An 18,042-nucleotide genomic window follows, 5' to 3' on the forward strand; every position below is an offset into this window, starting at 1 on the left:
TAGCTACCCTCCTTGTGCAGCATTCCATAAGAATGTTGCTTTTTTTTATTTAAAAGCAGGATTCTTATTTCTTATTTTCGAATTTGTATATACGAAATGCTGTAAATCACTACCACTTCTCTACCATTTACAAATACATATACGTCATATGTAAAGAATTACTCACATAAAAATTACTGTAGTGATTTTTATTCCAAATGAATGAAAGCTTCACTTTACTTATGCACTTACGAAAGGATGGGACGAAAATTGGCATATGAAAGATTTGTACTTTGGAATGATGCAGTTATTGATACAACGAAACAAAAAACGTACATAGACCTTGAGGAAAGAGGCTTGCAGTTTGGAGATGGAGTCTACGAGGTTATTCGTCTATATAAAGGGAACTTTCACTTATTAGATCCGCATATCACAAGATTATATCGCTCCATGGAAGAAATAGAATTAACACTCCCTTTCTCAAAAGCGGAACTGATTACCCTACTTTATAAACTAATCGAAAATAATAATTTCCACGAAGATGGAACGATTTATTTGCAAGTATCTCGTGGTGTACAAGCTCGTACCCATACGTTCTCATATGACGTCCCTCCAACAATCTATGCCTATATTACAAAGAAAGAAAGACCAGCGTTATGGATTGAATATGGTGTACGTGCCATATCAGAACCGGATACGCGCTGGCTACGCTGTGATATTAAATCATTAAATTTATTACCGAATATATTAGCTACTACGAAAGCGGAACGAAAAGGTTGTAAAGAGGCCCTTTTCGTACGAAATGGTACTGTAACTGAGGGAAGCCACTCTAACTTCTTTCTAATTAAAAACGGAACTCTTTACACACATCCAGCTAATCACCTTATTTTAAATGGCATTATTCGTCAATATGTCCTTTCTTTAGCGAAAACCCTTCGTATTCCAGTACAAGAAGAGCTTTTCAGCGTTCGTGATGTTTATCAAGCGGATGAATGCTTTTTTACAGGAACGACGATTGAAATTTTGCCGATGACTCATCTTGATGGAACCGCCATCCAAGATGGTCAAGTTGGCCCTATCACTAAAATGCTGCAACGATCATTTTCTCAGAGTTTGTTACAATCCAATATGTCATCTTCTTAAACACGAATAATTTCTATCCTTTCTACATTCAATATATGTATTTAAATGGAAATCAAGGTATAGATTTATGCCTTGATTTTTTCTTGTAATCTTTTTGTCATATTCAGATTCCCGCATAAGTCTTGACAGTAATCGACATGCTCTTTAGAATTTTTAACAGTTGGTAAATATTTCTTCACTACATTACAGACAGAAAGGAATCGACAAATTATGAAAAAATACCTTGCCGGTCTTGCGGCAGTGTCTGTAGCAGGAGGAGCAGCACCTACACTTGATAGTGTTCAAGCTGCCCCTGAACAAAATACACAAAAAGCTGCTACAACTGTCCAAGCTTCTGCATCAAACAGCTCATCTTATACGGTAAACGCTAGCGTATTACATGTTCGTGCAGGATCAAGTACTTCTCACGACATCATCTCGCGCGTTTATAACGGTCAATCACTAAACGTGATTGGCGAAGAAAATGGTTGGTACAAAATTAACCATAATGGAAAAACAGGTTTTGTTAGTGGCGAATTTGTATCAAAAAATGGTGCAAGTAATTCCAATGTAAGTACAACAGGTGGAAAAAACAAAGTTACTGCTGATGTATTACGTGTACGTACTGCTCCTAACACTTCTAGTTCTGTTTCAGGACGTGTATATGAAGGACAAACATTAAACGTAATTGGCCAAGAAAATGGTTGGGTGAAAATCAACCATAATGGACAAGTTGGCTATGTAAGTGGCGAATTCGTATCTGGTGTTTCTTCTAATGCAGGTTCTTCAAACAACAATACGAATAATAACAACCAAGAATCTGTAAAACCAGCAAGTGGAAACTATACAGTAAATGTATCTTCCCTTCGTGTTCGTACAGGTCCTAGCACTTCTCACACAACTGTAGGCTCTGTTACGAAAGGACAAGTCGTACAAGTTGTTGGCGAAGTTCAAGATTGGTTCAAAATCAATTATGCAGGCCAAACAGCTTACGTAAGTAAAGACTACGTAACAAAAGGCGGTTCTAGCGATAACGTTACACAAGGAAACAACCAAGATAACAAACAAGAACAAAATAATAATGTAACTGTTCAAACTGGCGGTACTTACGTTGTTAACGCAACATCTCTACGCGTACGTACAGGTCCTGCTACTTACCATAGCGTAATTGGTGGCGTATTAAATGGTACGACATTAAACGTAATTGGCTCTGAAGGTAGCTGGTTTAAAGTTAACTATCAAGGAAAAACAGGCTACGTTAGTAGCGAATTCGTGAAATTTGTTAAAGGTGGCACTACTACTCCTGAGCAACCAAAACAGCCTGAACAACCTAATCAAGGTGCAATTGGTGACTACTACATTAATGCTTCTGCCTTAAATGTACGTAGTGGTGAAGGTACAAATTATAGAATCATAGGCGCACTTCCACAGGGACAGAAGGTTCAAGTAATCTCTGAAAACTCTGGATGGAGCAAAATTAACTACAACGGCCAAACTGGTTATATCGGCACACGTTACCTTTCTAAAACACCAGTTGGTGGCGCAGTAGATAATAAGCCTAACAACAACCAAAATAACAATCAAAACAACAATAATAACAATACAAGCAATAATAGCGGTGACAGTTCTTCCGTACTTGCATATGCAAAATCAATGCAAGGTGTACCATACGTTTGGGGCGGAACTTCTGCTACTGGTGTTGACTGCAGTGGTTACATCTACCACGTATTTAAGAAATTTGGTCATAACATTAGCCGTCAAAGTGTTGCAGGATATTGGGGTAGCCTACCACAAACTTCAAATCCACAACCAGGTGACTTAATTTATTTCCAAAACACTTATAAATCAGGTCCTTCTCATATGGGTATTTACCTTGGGGGCGGATCATTTATCCAAGCTGGAGATAAAGGTGTAGCAATCGCTTCATTAAGCAATTCTTATTGGAGTAAGCACTTCTTAGGTTATACGAAAGCACCTTAAGTTATATTTTTAGAGCCTTCTAGATTACTAGAAGGCTCTTTTTATTGTGTATAACCTATTTCCCTAAAAAAATAATGTATCTATTTTCCTATTTCATACACTATATTCTACAATAATGATCCATAACGTTATCATAATGTATATTTTCACATAAAAAACATAACCTATTTCATGTCTAATCATTTTATATGTGTTTTTTTGAAGAATTTTCTTTTTATTTAAACTTTTCGTTAGACGTTTGACCTCTGATGTCCATTATGATAAGTTACTTAAGATGTTATATTTGCAGAAGTATAGACAACTGTTTTATACATTTTTTTACTATGAGGAAGGAGCATACACTGCATGAATCTTTTATGGGGAATTGGCGGCGTGATTGGAGTATTAGCAATCGCTTTCTTACTATCTTCCAACCGCAAAGCTATTAATTGGCGCACGATTTTAATCGCGCTAGCATTACAAATGTCATTTTCATTTATCGTATTACGATGGGATGCCGGAAAAGCAGGTTTAAAACACGCTGCAGATGGCGTTCAAGGATTAATTAATTTTTCTTACGAGGGAATTAAGTTCGTTGCTGGGGATTTAGTCAACGCAAAAGGCCCTTGGGGATTTATCTTCGTTATTCAAGCACTACTTCCAATCGTATTTATTAGTTCATTAGTAGCAATCTTATATCATTTCGGTATTATGCAAAGATTTGTTAGTATCGTTGGTGGCGCATTAAGTAAACTTCTTGGAACTTCTAAAGCAGAAAGTTTAAACTCAGTAACAACTGTATTTTTAGGACAAACTGAAGCTCCAATCTTAATCAAACCTTACTTAGCACGTTTAACAAATAGTGAATTCTTCGCTATTATGGTAAGCGGTATGACAGCTGTTGCTGGATCAGTTCTTGTCGGCTATGCAGCAATGGGTATTCCGTTAGAACACTTATTAGCAGCAGCAATTATGGCAGCTCCATCAAGTTTATTAATTGCGAAACTTATTATGCCAGAAACAGAAAAAGTAGATAATAACGTTGAACTTTCTACAGAGCGTGAAGATGCAAACGTTATTGACGCAGCAGCACGTGGTGCATCAGAAGGTATGCAACTTGTTATTAACGTAGCAGCAATGTTAATGGCTTTCATCGCATTAATCGCTTTATTAAATGGCCTATTAGGATGGGTTGGCTCTTGGTTCGATATTAAACTTAGCCTTGATTTAATCTTTGGTTACTTACTATCACCATTTGCAATTTTAATCGGTGTTTCTCCTGGTGAAGCTGTACAAGCAGCAAGCTTTATCGGTCAAAAACTTGCAATCAACGAATTCGTTGCATACGCAAACTTAGGACCACATATGGCAGAGTTCTCTGCAAAAACAAATCTAATTTTAACATTCGCAATCTGTGGATTCGCAAACTTCTCTTCTATCGCAATTCAATTAGGTGTAACAGGGACATTAGCTCCTACTCGCCGTAAACAAATTGCACAATTAGGGATTAAAGCAGTTATCGCTGGTACACTAGCTAACTTCTTAAACGCAGCAGTTGCAGGTATGATGTTCCTATAAAATAAAGCAAGTCCCCTCTTTCTAAAGAGGGGACTTTTTATTTTCTTAGTATATATTAAATACTTTATGCCGAAATATAAAAACATTATGATACAATAATTATCAAGTCTGTTTATTTTTTCTTACAAAAGAGGGATACTACTTATTGTTGCTCTCTCAAAAAGAATATAGTCATCCGATCTATTTCTTAATAATTGTGCATACTACAAGTATCCTTGTATGAATTATCTTTAAGGAGGAAAGTTTTGTGAAAGATAACTTCTATAAAGTCCTCTCTATTTGGATTTTACAAATTTTATTTTATTTTACAACTGTACATGTAACGCAATATGAGCATGCTCTCATTTTTACAATTATATATGTAATTGTTAATGTACTATTTCTATTTTTGCCTGATAAAACTGCATTTGTTTTCTTCATATTAGGAACCATTACTTCGGTATTCTACCTGTTCTACCAAGCATGGCTTTACTTATGGAGTACATCAGAACAATGGGAATACATTATTACTCACTTCCTAATGGCAGCAAATTTCTTCATTGTATATATCTCCACTCATCTATTAAAGAAGGTTATTCATGAAAATAAAGAATTAACCGAACGTGTGAGAACGTTAGAACACTACATTGGAGAATCGAAATTATTAACAAGACAAGAATTCGAGAGACGACAAGCATTATTAATCAATGCAATGAATCGTCGTAATGAAACAGGCGTTATGATTTATTTTGACTTCACTTCCTTTAGTAAATATACAAAGGAAAGTGTTATGGACCGTGTAGCTTCATTATTAGTTGAAACGGTAAGAGCTGACTTTGACCTTGTTGCTGAGTATGATAAAAACACATTAGTCATTTTATTACAAAATACAAATGAAGCTGGTGCCGATATTGTAATGAACCGTCTACAGCCTAAAATGGAAAAATGGCTTGCAGATGAGGCCATTCAAGATATTAAGATGAAACGAGAACAAATCGCTACAAAAGGACCGAAGTTATTATGATGACACTCGTTATACTTCTTTTATTCCTTCTATTTTGCGTACTCGTTTTTTGGATCAGCATCACATTTTCAATTAAGTATGTACTTATTTTTACAGCCTTTCTATTCTCTGGCTTACTCGTTTACTATTCTTTCTTAACACTCGCAGGTTTAGTTCACCGAAGTAGGAAACAAAAAGATCGTACGCTAGAACATTACCCAAGCGTCGATATTTTAATACCAGCTCACAATGAAGGCGTCGTGATTAAGGATACTTTAGAGGCGATGGCAAAGATTGAATATCCAGGCAAACTAACTGTTTATTTATTAAACGATAACTCGCAAGATGAGACACCTGAAATTGGTGACGATTTTGACAAAGCTTATGCTCATATTCGTCACATTCGCGTTCCACCTGGTGAACCAAAAGGAAAATCACGTGTATTAAACTATGGCCTTAGTATTTCAGATGGTGAATACTTCTGTGTTTATGATGCAGATAACCAGCCTGAACCACACGCACTGCGAATGCTTGTAGAACACGCTGAAACAACCGAGGATGCTGTTGGAGCTGTTGGGCATGTTCGTACTGTAAATGAAAAAAGAAACTGGCTAACACGAATGATTTCGTTAGAATTTCAAATCTTCCAGCTCCTTATGCAATCCGGACGCTGGTTACTATTCCAAACAGGTTCACTAACAGGAACAAACATGCTTCTTCGTCGCGCTGCATTAGAAGAGCTTGGCGGCTATGACCCTTATGCAATTGCAGAAGACGCTGAATTAACATTACGAATTACACAAAAAGGCTATCTCCTGCCAATCGTTCCAGAGTCAATTACATGGGAACAAGAACCTGAGCATTTAAAAATTCTTATTAAGCAGCGTACACGTTGGCTTCAAGGGAACTTGTACATTTTAGAAAAAATGTTTTCTTCATTAAGTTTCTTTAAAGGAAAACTGCTCGTCCATTCTTTACAACAAGTTTTAGTGTATGTTGTATTTTGGTTATTCTTAATCATTTCGAACGTTTGGTTTGTAATTGGGTTACTCGGGATATTCCAAATTCAATATAGCATCCCACTACTATTTATGTGGTATGTCGCATATGTTACATATGTTTCTCAATTATTTAGTGCCCAGAGTGTGGAACGAACCTTTACACCAACTAATATTTTTATTAGTGTTATCATGTACTTTACGTACGCACAGCTCTTTACGTACTTATTCATTCGTAGCTTAATTTTATACTTACGTGCAAAGAGTAAGAAACAAGTCATTGGCTGGGATAAAACTGTTCGATTCAAAAAGGACAAATAAAAATAAGCACAGAGCGCCGTATGCTCTGTGCTTATTTTTTGCCGTATAAATTATATATCAGACAATACCCCTTAGCTGAAAGTAATTTCACGTCCATCCCCCAACGAACGATCGACCTTCATTTATATACGAAAAAGTGATTGCTATTTTTGTAGAACCAATTGCTTCTCTTGCTGCTCTTTGCGCGTTTCAGTCTTAGGTTCCGTGCTTTCTTGGACACTACGATGTGCCACACGTTTCAAACAAATATGCTTCCACTTTCTTTCGTAACGTTTCATTATTCTAGATGTCCCCCTTGAATGCGCTTTAAAACTATTTGAAATCGCTTACAGGAAATAATATAGCACATATATATAAACGTGACAACACATTTCCGACAATTTTTTGTCAAAAATATGAATAGAATCTGCAAGATATCGAACATTGTCGAAACGAATCGATTTTTATCGGTATAAAAGGCATACTACTAATATATTGACACTCCCACAGCTAAAGCCGCAAGCTGACTAACGTCAGTGGGATTCTTGCTACCAAAGGCGACGTCTATTTCTAGTATCGCTGACGTGCAAGATTGCGGTGTGCCATCACCACTCCGTATCCAGTGCATCTAGCAGATACGGCACTCGTTCTATTACCAAACGAGTCAGATTGTGAGTTCTCAAATGTGTTTTAGCGTCTTGTACTTGACGACTCAATACATTTTACGGAGCAGAAGAATTTGTTACTCCAACCTCATATGTATTCTGTTTTCAGAGAACAAGATTGTTTTAGAGACTTTTACTTGTCTGTTATGAAAATTATACCATTTCAAATACTTGATGTACAGAACATACTTTCGGTATTTTATCTGTACATCGCATTTGACCTCACTATCATCCCACCCCTAAAGGGGGTACTATCGCACCGTAGTGGGCTTTCCTATTCGGAAAATCTGTAAAGTATTTTATTTCCCTTACTTGCAGTTCAAGTTCCTTCTATATAAAAAAAGAGCTGATACATAATCAACTCTTTTTCCTTCTATTATTTATGACGCTTCATACGACCTTCTTTTTGTAACTCTTTAAATAATGCTGCCATCATAAAGAAAATAACGAAGACGAATGGGAATGCTGCAATGATAGCTGCCGTTTGTAAGGCTTCTAATCCACCTACATATAATAAGATAGAAGCTAGAGCAGCTAAAACGATACCCCAGATCATTTTAATGCGGTTTGGTGGATTTAAACTACCATGTGTCGTTAACATCCCTAAAACAAATGTCGCTGAATCTGCAGATGTAATAAAGAATGTAGAAATAAGAAGAATAGCTAGAACAGATAACGCTGATCCAAAGCTTCCCATCTGATCAAACATAGCGAATAGTCCTACTTCTGTTCCCATCTCTTTAATTTTTTCAAAGATATGTGCATCACCAAACAGTTCCATATGAATACCAGTCCCGCCGAAGACTGAGAACCAAAGAGCACCAATTATTGTCGGTACGAGTAACACACCGATAACAAATTCACGAATGGTACGCCCTCGTGAAACACGGGCAATAAATGTACCTACGAATGGTGACCATGCAATCCACCATGCCCAATAGAAAATTGTCCATGATTGAATCCATTGATTTCCGCCTTCATCTAATGGACTTAATCGGAAACTCATACTTGGTAATTCCTGAATATAAGAACCGATTGTCGAAGTGAAGTAATTCATAATAAAGTTTGTTGGACCTGCAAACAATACAATAATCATAAGTGCAAACGCAAAAATAATGTTTGTATTACTTAAATATTTAATTCCTTTATCAAGACCTGTTTGCGCAGATAACATAAATAACACTGTTACGATTGCAATAATAACTAACTGAGTCGTTAATGAGTTCGGGATAGAAGTTAAATAACTAACACCACCGGCAATTTGTTTTGCGCCAAGACCTAATGATGTTGCCACGCCAAACACAGTGGCGAAAACAGCTAACACATCAAATAAATGAGCAATACGCCCATGGTCCCCGTCCTTAAATAACGGTCCTACTGTCGCACTAATTGTACTTGCTTTTCCTTTTCTAAAAGTAAAGTAAGCAATACAAAGCGCTACAAATGCATATAGTCCCCACGGATGTAATCCCCAATGGAAAAATGAAAAACGCAGTGCAAGACGCGCACTTTCCTCAGTTGCACCTTCTCCAAACGGAGGCGCGTATAAATGGTTTAATGGTTCGGCAACGCCCCAGAACACTAAGCCGATACCCATACCAGCACTAAATAACATGGCAAACCATGTCATATAACTATAATCAGGTTCGTCATCATCTTTCCCTAAACGAATAGAACCGTATTTTGAAACAATTAAAAAGATAGACACACCTAAAATAATAGAAACAGAAATAATATAAAACCATCCAAACTTACTAACTAATGCAGTTTGAATTGCGGTTGTTACATTTCCTAAGCTACCTTTTCCAATAATAGATTCGGGAATAATCCCCCAAATTGTAAATGCAATACATAATGTTAATGAAACGATGAATGTTTTTGTCAGTTTCCTCATCAAATCCCCCTTCGTAGGTTTTACTTTTATAAATAACATTAATTCCGATATGTAAAATCGGATAGAAAACTATAATTTTGCGGTGATTTTCTTACTTTCACCTTCACCAACTAGAATTCTGATGGACAGCCTTACCTTCCGTATAACCTTTTCACTCTGCAAGAGCTATAAGATCGAAATACTGCTGTCAAATTGTGCGAGAAAAATGCGGATGGGAATGTATTTTCCCAAAAAAGGATGTGTTACAGATGTAAAAAAGGGCATTTTCCTTCCTTGCAACCCTTTCTTTTTGTAACAATTATGCGGTTTTTTTGCTAGTATATAGCACGTGTTTATAGTTTCACAAACGAAATGTTTATGTTTATATAACTATATTACCCATAAAACGGTAAAATACTCAAGGAATGTAATCGTTTAGTAAACATCATGTAACACTCCTGTAATATTTTTATTTACGCCGAAAACAATATGTTGTATTAAATATTTTGAATATAAGTAGAAACCTACTAAACATATAGAATGAAAAACGCTTTCCTATATTTTTTGTTATATTACAGGATGTTAACGACTTATTACGAATGGTTTGTAATTGTGTGTTTTCCCCAAATCCGAAAAAATCTGTTGCTATAATGAGGACACGAAAACAAACGCAATGGAGGCTATCATGAAAAAATTAATTGGTATAGCAACAGCAGCAGTTTTTGGTCTTGGGATTTTCACATCATCTGCTAATGCAGAAACTGTTGTAACAACAGACGTACTAAATGTACGCGAAAACCCTACTACGGAATCAAAAGTTGTCGGTAAATTACTAAACGGTAATAAAATAAATGTTCAAAATACAGAGAACGGATGGTCAAAAATCACTTTAGATGGTAAAGACGCATTCGTAAGTGCAGAGTTCACTAAAAGCATCTACTACGTAACAGCTAACGTATTAAACGTACGTGCTGAAGCGAACACAAACTCAGAAATTCTTGGGACGCTTAAGAAAGATGATATGATCGAAACAACGAACCAAGTACAAAATGAGTGGTTACAATTCGAATATAACGGAAAAACAGCTTATGTTCACGTTCCTTTCTTAACAGGTACAGCACCTGTTATTGAGAAACAAGAACAACCTGCTCCTGCTAAAGCGCAAGCACCAGCTCAAGCACCTGCAGCTCAAGCAAAACAAGCTGCTAAGCCTGCTGTAAAGGCTGCTGAAACTAACACACCTTCTGGTGGTCGTGAGTTAACAGTTGTAGCTACAGCATATACAGCTCATCCGAGCGAAAACGGTGGCACATATGGCGGCCGTGTATTAACTGCAATGGGTCATGACTTAACAGCGAACCCAAACATGAAAATGATCGCTGTTGACCCGAAAGTAATCCCATTAGGATCTAAAGTATGGGTAGAAGGTTACGGAGAAGCTATCGCTGGAGATACTGGCGGTGCAATTAAAGGTAACCGTATCGACATCCTACTTGGATCAGATAGCGCTGCTCAAAAATGGGGACGCAAAACTGTTAAAGTGAAAATTTTAAAATAACCAATGACTGCTGAAGCCAGTTCTCTTTGTTGAGAGCTGGCTTTTATTTTTTTATAATAACCATAAGGAGGTTATGTCCATGAATGTACAAGCAAAAGTAGACTGGATCGGTACACCAAAACCGTATATATATAAGGATGAAGTAACATACGACGCTACTTCCATTGATTTCTCACTTGCTGACGACGACAATCGATATAAATTAATTGTGCTCAAGTCTGAAGATAATACACATTACAAATTTGTCCAATATGGAATCAAACCCGGCTCACAAAAGCCATTCCCTATCGACATTCCATTCGAACAAAACATGTTACCCATTATAGAGCAAATATTACATGATCCGTATGTACAAGTTGTATTAAAAAAAACGCGTTTCTAATATAAAAAAGCTATCTCTATAATTGAGATAGCTTTTTTATATTAGCGAGTTGGACCAGAGATTTCCTCTGATTTCAACGTATTATTTGCGCCAAGAGAATAATATAGTATATTTCCATTCCCATTAACTGTTACAATATGGTCATTACTAAAGCTCTTAAATTTAACAGAGCCATCACCGTAACGAATATGATACTCTTCATATGTCGTTACTTTATATTTCGTAGCACTTTGACGCTCTACATTACGAACTTCCATCGTTAATAAATCTTCTGTAATTCCTTTTTGGTATAGATATTGTAAATACTCACGGTCCTGTTTATACGATGGCCCGCTCTTATCATAATTATTTGCGATAATACTAAAATCATTTGACGAAATCGCACGTACATTATCATAAATATGTGTTCGTACAAATTCACCAACTGCAGAGCTCGATATTTCTTTTACGCTTGGCGTTTCTTTTGGGAACTTTAAATAATAAGTACTTTGATCCCCAACTTTGATACTTTCAGATTTAATGGTACCAAGCTCTGTATTTTTCTCTAAATGCACTTCTACCGTTTCATCTGTCTCTACAGGTCCCAGTTTATAACTTCCGTTACTCAATTTCCCGCGCTTTTTCCCATTCACAAAAACAGTCGCTTCATTTTCATCAGAAGAGATAGTTACATAATTTCCTTCAAGTGATAAATTCACTTCTACTGTCCCTTTCTTTTCGTCTGCTAAGTCCACTTCTTTTTCTGTCTCTAATTTAGTAAGTTCCGCTTTCGCCTGTGCCTTCACAACATAAGAACCCGGGAAATATGGCCCTAATTCTTTTGAATTTTTACTACTAGAAAGCTCTATTTCTTTTTTATCATTTACATATATTTCAGCATTCTTCGCGGTTGTGCTAACATTCATGTAATAAGATTTCATACTGAACTTATACTTCGGATACAAGAACCATTCTTTCCCGTCTTCTATAATTCTCCCATCTTCAAAGGATACTGTACCACTTGTTGAATTTTTAGCTATCGCCTCTTTTTGCAAGTAGTATAGTAACGCTTTATTGTATGAAGGATTGTCTTTTAAATAACGTATGTATGCCTGAATGTCTTCTGACTTAACTTTTAGAGCTGGATCATCTACCTTCACAAACTCATCGATTGCACTAACATCTTTCTTTTGGAATGCCTCAATCATTGCATTTACTTGCTTCTCTTTTGAAAAATTATATGCCCCGAATTGATATACTCCAAATAATAAGGCAGCAATTACGATGAAACCACTGAAAAGAAATATATTTTTCTTACTTCGTACTGGTCTCGTCTCTCGTTGTATCTCCTCACTAGAAGCAACCGTACCCGCCGCCGAAATATCGTCTAATTTATGGCGGCACCTAGGGCAAAAATTCAAATGGCCTGCAAACTGTTCCTTACATGTTTCACAAAACTTCAATATGCTCTCCCCCAATTTTTCTCTAGCTTTATTGTGACACAATAAAGCTTATGCTTTTTCTATATTTACACTTACATTCCTTTTGCAGTTGCGCAGCAGGTAATTTCAGCTTTCCTTATTCACTTTACTCCCCAATTCAAGCCATATTTCTCCCTATAAACATTTTATATATTACCATGATTTTCAAGTAATGTAATCTAAATTTCATTTTTTCTGTTTTGAGCATTTTTTGTTTATAATGGTAAAGGAAAGAAATATGTGTACGGAGGAATATTATGCTGCAACACTCAATTACGAAAGATGAAATTATGATGATTGCGAATGAGTTCGTTCAAGGACTAGATCCACAGCAAACAGCTGATCAGGAACATGTCGCTACAGCTCGGCACCTATATCGTAGTGGTGTTGTCTACAACGTTGACTTTGATGGCTATACGCTATCAGGAACTGTAGATGCTGAAGGCAGCGTATATAGCGTCCATATCCCGATTCGTAACGTCGCTGAAAGCTATTGCGATTGCTTCGCACCCACGCAGTGTGAGCATATGCTCGCTGTATTACTATCGGCAGCATCTAGTTTCGGGCAAGTAGGAGATGTATTAACTTTATTCAAAAATAATACGAAACCTTCTCTTCCTCCTATTCGAACTGCAAGACAAGTATTGCAATCATCAGCTTTTGAAGAAACGGATTATAAAAGTTGGCAATCCTATTTTGATAACGAATATGAATCATTTAAAAAAGAACAAGCTCGGCTTACTTATAAACAAATGTATTTTCTTATGAGTATTTTTACGGACTTCTATACGAAACTCGAGCGGAAAGCCCCGCGTATCATTGTGATACATGAATTGTTCAGGCTACATGCAGCGCTTTATTGCTTTCAAAAATTATTAGAAGAAATTCAGGAATTTGAGGCAAATAAAACGTATTCTTATCATCAGCCTGTTAATGTCGTTCGCCTATTTGTAGATAAAGTGGAATCCATCGTTCGGGACTTACAATCAGAATCGATTCCTTCAGAGTCTAAATCAATTCTGCAAGAAACAGCTCGTCTCGTTCACGAAGTATTTTTCTCCACCGATGCCTATACGCAAGAGAGGTTCTTTATTTATCGTCACATATGGAGTGAACTGTTACACAATAACGAGCAACTACAAGAAGAAGAAAAACGAATTGGTACGAAAATGAATCCACTTTCCAAAGCATTAGCATCTTCTCATCTACTCTTTTTAAATGATGAAGATCGATTAGCGATGGACTTACTAAAGAAACAACCTGCTTCTGTTGTAAGTCTTTACTTCTATTGGTTAGAAGAGTTATTACATGCAATGAAATGGGATCGTGCGAAAAACTGGCTTTCCTTTACGTATAAACAAGTGAAGAAAACGATACATGAGCACGAAAATACAATTTTCATAAAAGATATCGTTCGCTTATTCGTCATCATGTATGAAACGTATGCAACTCATACAAATGAACAAGCTGGATTCGAAATGATTTTGCAAGAGCTATTACCATATAGTTTCGCAAACTATGAGCAATACGTACTGGCGAAAAAACAGTATCGAACATGGGCAGAACTTCAGCTCTTACATGGATTTGAAGCGATTGAACTTTTGAAAGAGCCGCTGAAAGATATTGAAAAGGAAGCACCAGAAGCAGCACTTCCTCTTTATCACCTTGCTGCTACCGAAGCTATTGAAGAGCGAAATCGCAAATCATATAGACGTGCAGTTCGTTACTTAAAGAAATTACGTACATTATATAAACGATTAAAGCGTACCGATGAATGGGATGCTTTCATTATTCACATCGCAAACTTACATTCACGTCTGCGTGCACTACAAGAGGAATTACGGAAAGGAAAATTAATCGATGATCAATCAAACTGAAGTAACAATTAGGCTCCAGCACGTTAGTCACGGTTGGTTCCTTTGGGGAGAAGATGATAGCGGTACTCCATTATCCGTAACAAGTTGGAAACGAAATGCATTTACATGGCACTCCACTTCCTTCTACGGCACGTTTCTAAAAGAAGCAACCTTTGAAGGAAGACAAGGTGTTATGCTAACAAACGCACAAGCATTTGAATACATCGCGAATAAACCGATGAACTCCTTTGCCCGTATTCAAATGAACGGCCCTATTACAGCACTTACGGAAGATGCGAACGCATTGTGGGATGCCTTCACAAGCGGTAGCTTCGTACCTGATATGGAGAGTTGGCCTAAACAACCATCTTGGAAAGTTCAAAATACTCCAATCGAAGATGACACATTGGCTTCTCTTTTCTCGGCTGCAGTAAATGAAAGCATATTACAAGATAACCGTTCAAATGACGGATGGGAAGATGCAAAGAGACTTTATGAACATTACGACTTTACGAAAAGACAATTAGACGCAGCACTACATGAAGAAGATTGGCTTCGAAAAATTGGTTACATTGAAGATGACCTTCCCTTTACAATCGGACTACGACTACAAGAGCCGCAAGAAGAATTTGAAATGTGGAAGCTTGAAACAATTGTTACGCCAAAGCGCGGGGCACATCGCATATATGTATATGAGAGTATCGATTCTTTACCAAAACGATGGCACGATTATGAAGAACGTATTCTGGAAACACAAGAAAGCTTCAGTAAGCTCGTACCGTGGCTAAAAGATGGTGATACATTCCGAAGTGAACTCTTTGAAACAGAAGCGTGGAACTTCTTAACAGAAGCAAGTAACGAATTACTCGCCGCAGGTATTACAATCTTATTACCATCGTGGTGGCAAAATTTAAAAGCGACAAAACCAAAATTACGTGTGCAACTGAAGCAAAATGCTACACAAACGCAATCTTTCTTCGGCATGAATACACTCGTTAATTTTGACTGGCGCATTTCAACGAACGGCATTGATTTATCAGAAAGCGAATTTTTTGAACTCGTTGAACAAAACAAGCGGTTATTCAATATAAATGGTCAATGGATGCGACTAGATCCAGCCTTTATTGAAGAAGTACGAAAGCTTATGAATCGTGCTGATAAGTATGGACTTGAAATGAAAGATGTCCTTCAGCAACATTTATCAAACACTGCTGAAACAGAAATTGTAGAAGAGGATAGTCCGTTTACCGATATTGAAATTGAACTAGATGGATATTATGAAGACTTATTCCAAAAACTATTGCACATTGGAGATATTCCGAAAGTAGATGTCCCTTCATCACTAAACGCCACACTCCGTCCGTATCAACAACATGGCATTGAGTGGTTATTATATTTAAGAAAGCTTGGATTCGGCGCATTGTTAGCTGACGACATGGGACTTGGAAAGAGTATTCAAACGATCACTTACTTACTATATATAAAAGAAAACAATCTCCAAACAGGTCCTGCTTTAATCGTGGCTCCGACATCTGTTCTTGGAAATTGGCAAAAAGAATTTGAGCGTTTCGCACCGAATTTACATGTTCAGTTACATTATGGAAGTAACCGAGCTAAAGGGGAATCCTTTAAAGATTTCCTTCAATCAGCAGATGTTGTATTAACATCTTATGCATTAGCTCAGCTTGATGAGGAAGAACTTAGTACGTTATGCTGGGATGCTGTTATTTTGGATGAAGCACAAAATATTAAAAACCCACATACGAAACAGTCTAAAGCAGTACGAAACTTACAAGCAAATCACAAAATCGCATTAACTGGGACACCGATGGAAAACCGCCTTGCCGAGCTTTGGTCTATTTTCGACTTCATTAATCATGGATATCTTGGCAGCTTAGGACAATTCCAGCGCCGCTTCGTCTCACCAATTGAAAAGGACCGTGACGAAGGAAAAATCCAACAAGTTCAACGTTTTATCTCACCGTTTTTACTGCGTCGTACGAAGAAAGATCAAACAGTCGCATTAAACTTACCAGATAAACAAGAACAGAAAGCTTACTGTCCACTAACTGGTGAACAAGCTTCCTTATATGAACAACTTGTTCAAGATACGTTGCAAAATGTAGAAGGATTAAGCGGAATTGAACGACGCGGATTTATATTACTCATGCTGAACAAACTTAAACAAATTTGTAATCATCCCGCTCTTTATTTAAAAGAAACAGAACCGAAAGACATCATCGAACGTTCCATGAAAACGAGCACGCTCATGGAACTCATTGAAAATATAAAAGATCAAAATGAAAGTTGTTTAATCTTCACGCAATACATCGGTATGGGGAACATGCTAAAAGATGTGTTAGAAGAACATTTCGGTCAGCGCGTCCTCTTCTTAAACGGTAGTGTACCGAAGAAAGAACGTGACAAAATGATCGAACAATTCCAAAACGGAACGTATGACATCTTCATTTTATCGTTAAAAGCAGGTGGTACAGGATTAAACTTAACAGCTGCCAACCATGTCATTCACTACGATCGTTGGTGGAATCCAGCGGTAGAAAACCAAGCAACAGACCGTGCATATCGCATTGGTCAAAAGCGCTTCGTTCACGTTCATAAACTGATTACAACGGGGACACTTGAAGAGAAAATCGATGAAATGTTAGAAAGAAAACAATCATTAAACAACGCCGTCATTACAAGCGATAGTTGGATGACAGAACTATCTACAGATGAACTAAAAGAATTACTTGGTGTATAAAGTGAAACTTTAATCAGTGGGGGTCTTACTGCCCATTAAAGCAGGATAAACAAAAGGAGCTAATCTTTTCGAGATTAGCTCCTTTTTCTATTCCAAAACCAATTACTTATTATAATACCTGTTAATCCGCCGCACGTATCCAGTAATGAATCTTGCCACATCGGTGTACGATCGCCCGTAAACCATTGATGAATTTCATCAAATGTTGCATATCCCGCCACGAAAAGGAGAGCGTATATAAAACACCTTTTTCTCGAATAACCTGATCGATGAAAAGCGTAATACGTCAATGAACCGAGCATAAAGAACACCATAAAATGAGCACCTTTACGAAGGAAAAACTCAATAAATCCGCCTACACCTTTATTTGCAATACTAACAGGTGTACCACCGCCGTAATCGATAGATACCCATGAAAAATGCTCTTTCACAAACTCCACATTTACATATTGTTCAATATCCGAACGCATATCCTGCTTTTTATATGGTTGTGCCGAGGAATAGAAAATCAGCCCCATCCATAGTAAAACAGGAATCCAAAATAACCATTTACGATTCATTCTTCCGAA

At 37.1% G+C, this 18,042-nt stretch carries 12 protein-coding genes; 9 read left to right on the forward strand and 3 right to left on the reverse strand.

The window, feature by feature from the left end; genetic code table 11:
• Window positions 1-237 precede the first annotated feature (237 nt).
• From ACTFRN_RS15040 to ACTFRN_RS15060, 5 genes are all read left to right on the forward strand, one after another.
• A complete protein-coding gene (locus tag ACTFRN_RS15040; RefSeq protein ID WP_049112924.1) occupies window positions 238-1,122 on the forward strand; it encodes a D-amino-acid transaminase in 885 nt (294 codons plus the stop codon).
• 210 nt (window positions 1,123-1,332) lie between these two features.
• A complete protein-coding gene (locus ACTFRN_RS15045; protein WP_000760300.1) occupies window positions 1,333-3,081 on the forward strand; it encodes a C40 family peptidase in 1,749 nt (582 codons plus the stop codon).
• 345 nt (window positions 3,082-3,426) lie between these two features.
• Window positions 3,427-4,638 (forward strand): NupC/NupG family nucleoside CNT transporter, encoded by a 1,212-nt coding sequence (locus ACTFRN_RS15050; protein WP_001051013.1) that lies wholly within the window; start codon window positions 3,427-3,429, stop codon window positions 4,636-4,638.
• 247 nt (window positions 4,639-4,885) lie between these two features.
• A complete protein-coding gene (locus ACTFRN_RS15055; protein ID WP_074567488.1) occupies window positions 4,886-5,641 on the forward strand; it encodes a diguanylate cyclase domain-containing protein in 756 nt (251 codons plus the stop codon).
• Window positions 5,638-6,939 (forward strand): glycosyltransferase family 2 protein, encoded by a 1,302-nt coding sequence (locus ACTFRN_RS15060; protein WP_000988770.1) that lies wholly within the window; start codon window positions 5,638-5,640, stop codon window positions 6,937-6,939. The genes ACTFRN_RS15055 and ACTFRN_RS15060 overlap by 4 nt, the downstream gene beginning before the upstream one ends.
• A 1,020-nt stretch (window positions 6,940-7,959) precedes the next feature.
• Here ACTFRN_RS15060 and opuD read toward each other — a convergent pair.
• Window positions 7,960-9,477 (reverse strand): glycine betaine transporter OpuD, encoded by a 1,518-nt coding sequence (opuD, locus tag ACTFRN_RS15065; protein ID WP_001229106.1) that lies wholly within the window; start codon window positions 9,475-9,477, stop codon window positions 7,960-7,962.
• A gap of 664 nt (window positions 9,478-10,141) precedes the next feature.
• Between opuD and ACTFRN_RS15070 the strand changes: the two genes are divergently transcribed.
• Together ACTFRN_RS15070 and ACTFRN_RS15075 are read left to right on the forward strand one after the other, a co-directional pair.
• Entirely contained in the window at window positions 10,142-11,014 is an 873-nt protein-coding gene (locus ACTFRN_RS15070; RefSeq protein WP_074567489.1) for a cell wall-binding protein EntA, read from the forward strand.
• Between the two features lie 79 nt (window positions 11,015-11,093).
• Window positions 11,094-11,396 carry a DUF3910 family protein gene (locus ACTFRN_RS15075; protein WP_001102517.1) on the forward strand — a complete coding sequence of 101 codons (303 nt, stop codon included), beginning with the start codon at window positions 11,094-11,096 and terminating at the stop codon, window positions 11,394-11,396.
• A gap of 41 nt (window positions 11,397-11,437) precedes the next feature.
• Here ACTFRN_RS15075 and ACTFRN_RS15080 read toward each other — a convergent pair whose 3' ends face one another.
• Window positions 11,438-12,838 carry a zinc ribbon domain-containing protein gene (locus ACTFRN_RS15080; protein WP_000666845.1) on the reverse strand — a complete coding sequence of 467 codons (1,401 nt, stop codon included), beginning with the start codon at window positions 12,836-12,838 and terminating at the stop codon, window positions 11,438-11,440.
• A 275-nt stretch (window positions 12,839-13,113) separates the two neighbouring features.
• On the opposite strand from ACTFRN_RS15080, the gene ACTFRN_RS15085 reads away from it, so the two are divergent.
• Both ACTFRN_RS15085 and ACTFRN_RS15090 read left to right on the forward strand, forming a co-directional pair.
• Window positions 13,114-14,733 carry an SWIM zinc finger family protein gene (locus ACTFRN_RS15085; protein ID WP_014893408.1) on the forward strand — a complete coding sequence of 540 codons (1,620 nt, stop codon included), beginning with the start codon at window positions 13,114-13,116 and terminating at the stop codon, window positions 14,731-14,733.
• Complete coding sequence (locus tag ACTFRN_RS15090) at window positions 14,717-17,473, forward strand: DEAD/DEAH box helicase (protein WP_000610092.1); 2,757 nt, start codon at window positions 14,717-14,719, stop codon at window positions 17,471-17,473. The genes ACTFRN_RS15085 and ACTFRN_RS15090 overlap by 17 nt, the downstream gene beginning before the upstream one ends.
• A gap of 74 nt (window positions 17,474-17,547) precedes the next feature.
• Here ACTFRN_RS15090 and ACTFRN_RS15095 read toward each other — a convergent pair whose 3' ends face one another.
• On the reverse strand, window positions 17,548-18,033 hold the full coding sequence (locus ACTFRN_RS15095; protein ID WP_001080717.1) for a VanZ family protein: 486 nt from the start codon (window positions 18,031-18,033) through the stop codon (window positions 17,548-17,550).
• Window positions 18,034-18,042 lie beyond the last annotated feature (9 nt).

Origin of the sequence: Bacillus cereus group sp. MYBK245-2, from assembly GCF_051916145.1 — a bacterium.
GTDB lineage: Bacteria > Bacillota > Bacilli > Bacillales > Bacillaceae_G > Bacillus_A > Bacillus_A pacificus.

Bases quoted from the DNA above. Each gene is read 5' to 3' on its own strand.
- opuD (WP_001229106.1), bottom strand. From the start codon at position 9,477: ATGAGGAAACTGACAAAAACATTCATCGTTTCATTAACATTATGTATT.
- ACTFRN_RS15040 (WP_049112924.1), top strand. From the start codon at position 238: ATGGGACGAAAATTGGCATATGAAAGATTTGTACTTTGGAATGATGCA.
- ACTFRN_RS15075 (WP_001102517.1), top strand. From the start codon at position 11,094: ATGAATGTACAAGCAAAAGTAGACTGGATCGGTACACCAAAACCGTAT.
- ACTFRN_RS15050 (WP_001051013.1), top strand. From the start codon at position 3,427: ATGAATCTTTTATGGGGAATTGGCGGCGTGATTGGAGTATTAGCAATC.
- ACTFRN_RS15085 (WP_014893408.1), top strand. From the start codon at position 13,114: ATGCTGCAACACTCAATTACGAAAGATGAAATTATGATGATTGCGAAT.
- ACTFRN_RS15095 (WP_001080717.1), bottom strand. From the start codon at position 18,033: ATGAATCGTAAATGGTTATTTTGGATTCCTGTTTTACTATGGATGGGG.
- ACTFRN_RS15060 (WP_000988770.1), top strand. From the start codon at position 5,638: ATGATGACACTCGTTATACTTCTTTTATTCCTTCTATTTTGCGTACTC.
- ACTFRN_RS15070 (WP_074567489.1), top strand. From the start codon at position 10,142: ATGAAAAAATTAATTGGTATAGCAACAGCAGCAGTTTTTGGTCTTGGG.
- ACTFRN_RS15090 (WP_000610092.1), top strand. From the start codon at position 14,717: ATGATCAATCAAACTGAAGTAACAATTAGGCTCCAGCACGTTAGTCAC.
- ACTFRN_RS15045 (WP_000760300.1), top strand. From the start codon at position 1,333: ATGAAAAAATACCTTGCCGGTCTTGCGGCAGTGTCTGTAGCAGGAGGA.